Source organism: Streptomyces noursei, assembly GCF_001646665.1.
Taxonomy (GTDB): Bacteria; Actinomycetota; Actinomycetes; order Streptomycetales; family Streptomycetaceae; genus Streptomyces; species Streptomyces lavendulocolor.
This window is the reverse complement of the sequence record NZ_LWBU01000343.1, coordinates 1-250: the sequence shown is the minus strand read 5'-3', so window position 1 is coordinate 250 and position 250 is coordinate 1. Positions and strand designations below refer to the sequence as shown.

General features: G+C 79.2%; 1 protein-coding gene. It reads left to right on the top strand.

Translation table 11 applies throughout. From position 1 onward, the window contains the following. A partial coding sequence (locus tag A4V12_RS23680) for a helix-turn-helix domain-containing protein (protein ID WP_159028924.1) occupies positions 1 to 250 on the top strand: 250 nt, incomplete at both ends.

Sequence of the window (250 nt, the reverse complement as noted above, 5' to 3'; positions counted from 1 at the left end):
GAGCTGCGCGCGTTCCTGATGAGCCGCCGCGCCCGCGTCAGCCCCGCCGAGGCGGGTCTCCCCGGCGGAGCCCGGCGCCGTACGCCCGGCCTGGGCCGGGAGGGGGTCGGCGTCCTCGCGGGCGTCGGCGTGTCCTGGTACCAGTGGCTGGGACAGGGCCGCGAGATCAGCGTGTGCCCGCACGTGCTCGACGCGGGGGCCCGGGTGCTCCGGCTGAGCCCCGGCGAGCGGCGGCCCCTCTACGTGCTGG